This is a genomic window from Mesorhizobium sp. M7A.F.Ca.CA.002.04.1.1, assembly GCF_004022805.1.
GTDB classification, from domain to species: Bacteria; Pseudomonadota; Alphaproteobacteria; order Rhizobiales; family Rhizobiaceae; genus Mesorhizobium; species Mesorhizobium ciceri.
In genome coordinates this window covers 1-4346 of record NZ_RZPL01000504.1, presented here as the reverse complement: position 1 = coordinate 4346, position 4346 = coordinate 1, and the positions used below count along the sequence as shown (strand labels likewise).

The window sequence follows — 4346 nt, the reverse complement described above, 5'->3', positions numbered from 1 at the left end:
AGCTCGAACTGGCCGCCGGGTTCCAGCGAAATCGCACCCTGGCCGGTCGGTTCGACCAGGCCGATGATGCGGCCGTCATCGACGATCGGGTCCCAGCCGAGCTTTTCCTGCATGCCTTCGAGGATGGCGCGGATGCCGCGCTCGCCGCCATAGGGGACCGGTGCATTGCCGTCGACATAGAAGGGGAATTTCTCGTGCTCGGTGCCGATGCGCCATTTGTCGCGCGGCTTGTTGCCTTCGGCCAGGTGCTCGACGAGTTCGTCGACACCTTCGATCGGGCGGAAATCGGTCGTATCGCGCGCCATGATGGTACCCTCAGAGGCGGCCGGATGACCGCCGGCGGTAAATGGACGAAATGTCAGCAGACGATCAAGCGAAAAATCCTGAGCCACAGGTCAACAGGAATTGAACGTTGCTGGAACTCTGCGTCCCTTGCAAGGGATGACGTCTCACCAGTCTCCGACCGTTGCCTGCATCACCGCGAATGCGGCCACCGCCGCCGTATCGGCGCGCAGGATACGCGGGCCGAGCGGAATGGCGGTGACGAAGGGCAGGGCGCGCAGCATCTTGCGCTCGTCGTCGGAAAAGCCACCCTCCGGCCCGACCAGCAGCCCAAGCTTCTTTTCCTTGACCGCCTGCAGCGCGGCCAGCGGATTGTTGGTCGAAGCATCCTCGTCGCAGAAGATCAGCCGTCGCTCTGTGTCCCAGCCGGTCAACAGGCGGTCGAATTTTTCGGCTTCGCGCACCTGAGGCACCGCCAGGATGCCGCATTGCTCGGCGGCTTCGACGACATTGGCGCGCAGGCGATCGATCGACGGCTTGGCCACTTGCGTGTGCTGGGTAATGACCGGCTGCAGGATGCCGGCGCCCATCTCGACCGCCTTCTGCACGAGATAATCGAGCCGGCCCTGCTTCAGCGGCGCAAAGCAGTAGACGAGATCGGGCAGAGGCGGCTGCGGCCGCTGCAGCGCCGACACCTTCAGCCGCACCGCCCTTTTCGTCTTCGCCGATATGGCCGCCGACCACTCGCCGTCGCGGCCATTGAACACCAGGATTTCGGCGCCTTCGCCAAGCCGCAGCACATGCAGGAGATAGTGGCTCTGCTGTTGGCCGGCCTCGAATTCGATGTCCGGCGCGAGATCGTCGGTCACGAACAGACGTTGCATTTTGTAATTGGCGCGCATCGCCGAGGAATGAGCGAGCCGGCCGCCGGCGTCAAGCCTCGGCGGTCGGATGCCACACCGGCCGAAAGCCGTGCCGCAGCACGCAGAGCGTCGTGGCCGGCGTCAGTAGCGAGAGTGTCTTGCTTTTGAGCATGTCGAAATCGTTGGGGTGCTCATATCCCGCAAAGGACCAGCGCAGTGCCTTGCCGCTACGCAGGGCATAAACAGTGCCGCCATCCGCAACCACGACGCCGTCCGGCAGGCCGGCAAGGTCTTCAACCGCAATCACCGGCGGCTTGCCGCCTGACGCCAGCCGCTCCTTGTGCAGCCGCTTGTCGACCATCGGCGCGCGCGGTTCGGCGATGCCGAAGGCTTCGCCGAAGCGGCCGACGAAATCCCTGGCCCGTTCGCGCTGGCAAAAGAAGCAGGGGCGATGCCCGGCCGCCAGTGCGGTCACCTCGTCGAGGAAGAACAGCTCGGTCCAGCCCGCTTTACCGCCCTTCCTGTTGCGGCCCATCGGTTCGCGCCGCACATTTCGGAATTGGCAGACGCAGATGATCCAGGCTTGAAGCGCCCAGCGCTTTTTCTTGAGCGTCTTCGTCTCGGGGTCGTGGATGATGCCGCGATTGCCGGTGAACATGCCGCGATCGGGCACGGCATGGATGGCGCCGAACGGATCGACCCGGTTCTGCAGTGGCATAGTTTTCTCTCCGGACACGCATCTTGGCTGCAATGCGAGCGGCATGATATCGCTCGTCGCAGCTTTTTCATGTCAGCAGGGTTTTGCGATGCGGGTGCTGGTGGTCCAGAACTACGACAATACCGGCCTCGGCCAGGTCGGCGCAGCACTTGCGGAAGCGGGCGCCGATCTCGACCTGCGTCTCCCTTACAGGGGCGATCCCCTGCCGGATGACGCGGCCGGGCATGATGCCATGGTGGTGCTCGGCGGGGGCCAGAATGCGCTGGCCGACGATGAGTATCCCTATTTCCCGGCACTGCTCGAACTGACCCGCGACTTTGCCGACAAGGATCGCGCCGTGCTCGGCATCTGCCTGGGCAGCCAGCTCGTCGCTCGTGCCTTTGGTGGCGAGAACCGTATCGGCGGCGCCAATGAGTTCGGTTGGCACGGCGTGTCGCTGACGCCTGACGCCAAGGCCGATCCGGTTCTGGGCGCTCTACCGGCAAAGTTCCCGATCTTCCAATGGCACGACGACACCTTCGTGTTGCCCGAAAACGCCGTACGGCTTGCCGGCAACGAGGTCGCCGAGAACCAGGCGTTTCGCGTCGGCCGAGCCGTGTACGGTTTCCAGTTTCATTTCGAGGCCGACCGGCCGATGGTCAAGGACTGGAGCGCGTCCTTTGCCCCGACCATCGCTGCGCGCCATCCCGACTGGGCCGGCAAGCTCGATGGCGAAATGGCCCGCAACGGGCCCGATGCGGATGCCGCTGGCCTCGCCATTGCCCGGGCCTGGGTAGCGACCATCTGAGCGTTGGTCTCTCCGTACCCTCCAGCGTGACATAATTGGCACGCGGCGGTGAAACCGCCTGGGGAAAACGGTTTCATTCTTGGCTTGTGTCCGCCCGCCATCCTAGAAGGCGCGCGCTCTGCATCTTCTGTGCAACGGCTATGAACCTTTTGTGTGACCCGCGCGACACACCGTTGATACAGAACATGCCTAGAAGCGCAAAATCGTCGAAACTTTGAAGCGAATTCTCCGTTTCAACGCATTGGTAACCGCCTGGTGCACAGATGCAGAAAGCTCAACAAGAGATGACCTCCGTGAAAGCAGCGCTTCTGTCCTTTGCCATGTTGTCCGCCATCGTGCTGTGCGGTCTCGGCATCTATGCCGCCGACGCAGCCAACAACCACAACGCCGTCGACGGTTACGGCGTCACCGCCTCGCTGCGCTAAAGCGGGAAGCGTCTTTCGCGTCCTCCGACGCGCGGCGCTCAAGCTTCCTTAATCGTCATTGTCAGGATGCGTTTGTCCGCGCCGTCGATGACGAGCGCGCTCAGCATGCCTGATTGCCAGGCAAGCGTGTCGACATTGACGCGGTTTGCCATCACTTCCGCCTCCGGCACCGGCGTGTGGCCGTGCACCACGATCTTCGGATAGAGGTCGGGGTGGTTGTGGAAGACGTCGCGGATCCAGATCAGATCCTGCGGGTTTTGCTTCTCCAGAGGAATGCCCGGCCTGATGCCGGCATGGCAGAAGAAGAAGTCCCCGAAAGTCACGGAAAACGGCAGCGATCGCAGGAAGTCGATGTGGCTTTGCGGCACGGCCTCGACCAGTGCCTGATGTCCTCTGCGCACGGCCGATTCGGCCTTGCCGAACCACACGCTTGTGCCTTCACTGATCGTTACGCCGTAAGACTGTGCCGTCTGGATGCCGCCGAACCGGATGAAAAGCCCTTCCGGGTCAGGGGTCTTGAGAAAATCGAGAAAGCCGATGTCGTGGTTGCCGGCCAGCATCAGGTGACGAGGGTCTCGCTCTTGCGCTTCGATCAGGAAATCGATGACGCCCTTCGAGTCCGGCCCGCGGTCGACATAGTCGCCAAGATGGATGACGCGCCAGTCGGCAGGCGCCTCCTGCTCGATCTCGGCCCTGATGCGCAGATGCATGGCGGCCAGCAGGTCGAGCCGGCCGTGGACGTCGCCGATCGCATAGAGACGGATGCCGTCCGGCCCATGCGCGTCGAGAAAATGGATGCCGGATTCTGCCAACTTTTCGGTGTCTCCGTGGTCAGGCGGTCACGGGACCTGGCGCCGGAGCTGGTCCTTGCCCATGTCGGTGACAAGACGCTTTCCGCACAGCGCCAGCGTGATGTCCATCTCCTTGCGGATGATTTCCAACGCCTTGGTAACCCCTTCCTTGCCAAGCGCCCCCAGGCCGTAAAGAAACGGCCGGCCGATATAGGTTCCCTTGGCACCGAGGCAAAGCGCCTTCAGGACATCCTGGCCGGAGCGGATGCCGCCATCCATATGCACTTCGATCGTGTCGCCGACCGCGTCGGCAATCTCTTCCAGCACGCCGATCGACGACGACGCACCATCGAGCTGGCGCCCGCCATGGTTGGAAACGATGATCGCGTCGGCGCCGGTCTTGGCCGCCATCAGCGCGTCCTCCTTGTCGAGAATGCCCTTGAGGATCAGCTTGCCGCCCCAGCGCTCCTTGATCCAGGC

General features: G+C 63.1%; 6 protein-coding genes and 1 pseudogene. 2 read left to right on the top strand and 5 right to left on the bottom strand.

Features of this window, described 5'->3' with window-relative positions:
* The 3 genes and pseudogenes from ENZ75_RS22815 to ENZ75_RS22805 form a co-directional block, all read right to left on the bottom strand.
* Nucleotides 1-305: pseudogene (locus tag ENZ75_RS22815) on the bottom strand (glutamate--cysteine ligase); the annotation flags it as partial.
* Between the two features lie 144 nt (nt 306-449).
* Nucleotides 450-1184 (bottom strand): 16S rRNA (uracil(1498)-N(3))-methyltransferase, encoded by a 735-nt coding sequence (locus tag ENZ75_RS22810; RefSeq protein WP_013530342.1) that lies wholly within the window; start codon nt 1182-1184, stop codon nt 450-452.
* Between the two features lie 31 nt (nt 1185-1215).
* On the bottom strand, nt 1216-1863 hold the full coding sequence (locus ENZ75_RS22805) for a hypothetical protein (RefSeq protein WP_063170128.1): 648 nt from the start codon (nt 1861-1863) through the stop codon (nt 1216-1218).
* 88 nt (nt 1864-1951) lie between these two features.
* On the opposite strand from ENZ75_RS22805, the gene ENZ75_RS22800 reads away from it, so the two are divergent.
* Nucleotides 1952-2650 (top strand): type 1 glutamine amidotransferase, encoded by a 699-nt coding sequence (locus ENZ75_RS22800; RefSeq protein WP_063170470.1) that lies wholly within the window; start codon nt 1952-1954, stop codon nt 2648-2650.
* A gap of 284 nt (nt 2651-2934) precedes the next feature.
* The gene (locus ENZ75_RS34670) at nt 2935-3075 is read left to right on the top strand and encodes a hypothetical protein (RefSeq protein ID WP_023782442.1); all 141 of its coding nucleotides are present in this window, start codon (nt 2935-2937) and stop codon (nt 3073-3075) included.
* 38 nt (nt 3076-3113) lie between these two features.
* Here the strand turns inward: ENZ75_RS34670 and ENZ75_RS22790 are convergent, their stop codons facing one another.
* Complete coding sequence (locus ENZ75_RS22790) at nt 3114-3887, bottom strand: metallophosphoesterase (protein ID WP_063170129.1); 774 nt, start codon at nt 3885-3887, stop codon at nt 3114-3116.
* A 27-nt stretch (nt 3888-3914) separates the two neighbouring features.
* On the bottom strand, nt 3915-4346 hold a 432-nt coding region (locus tag ENZ75_RS22785), incomplete at its 5' end, for an alpha-hydroxy-acid oxidizing protein (RefSeq protein ID WP_206617081.1).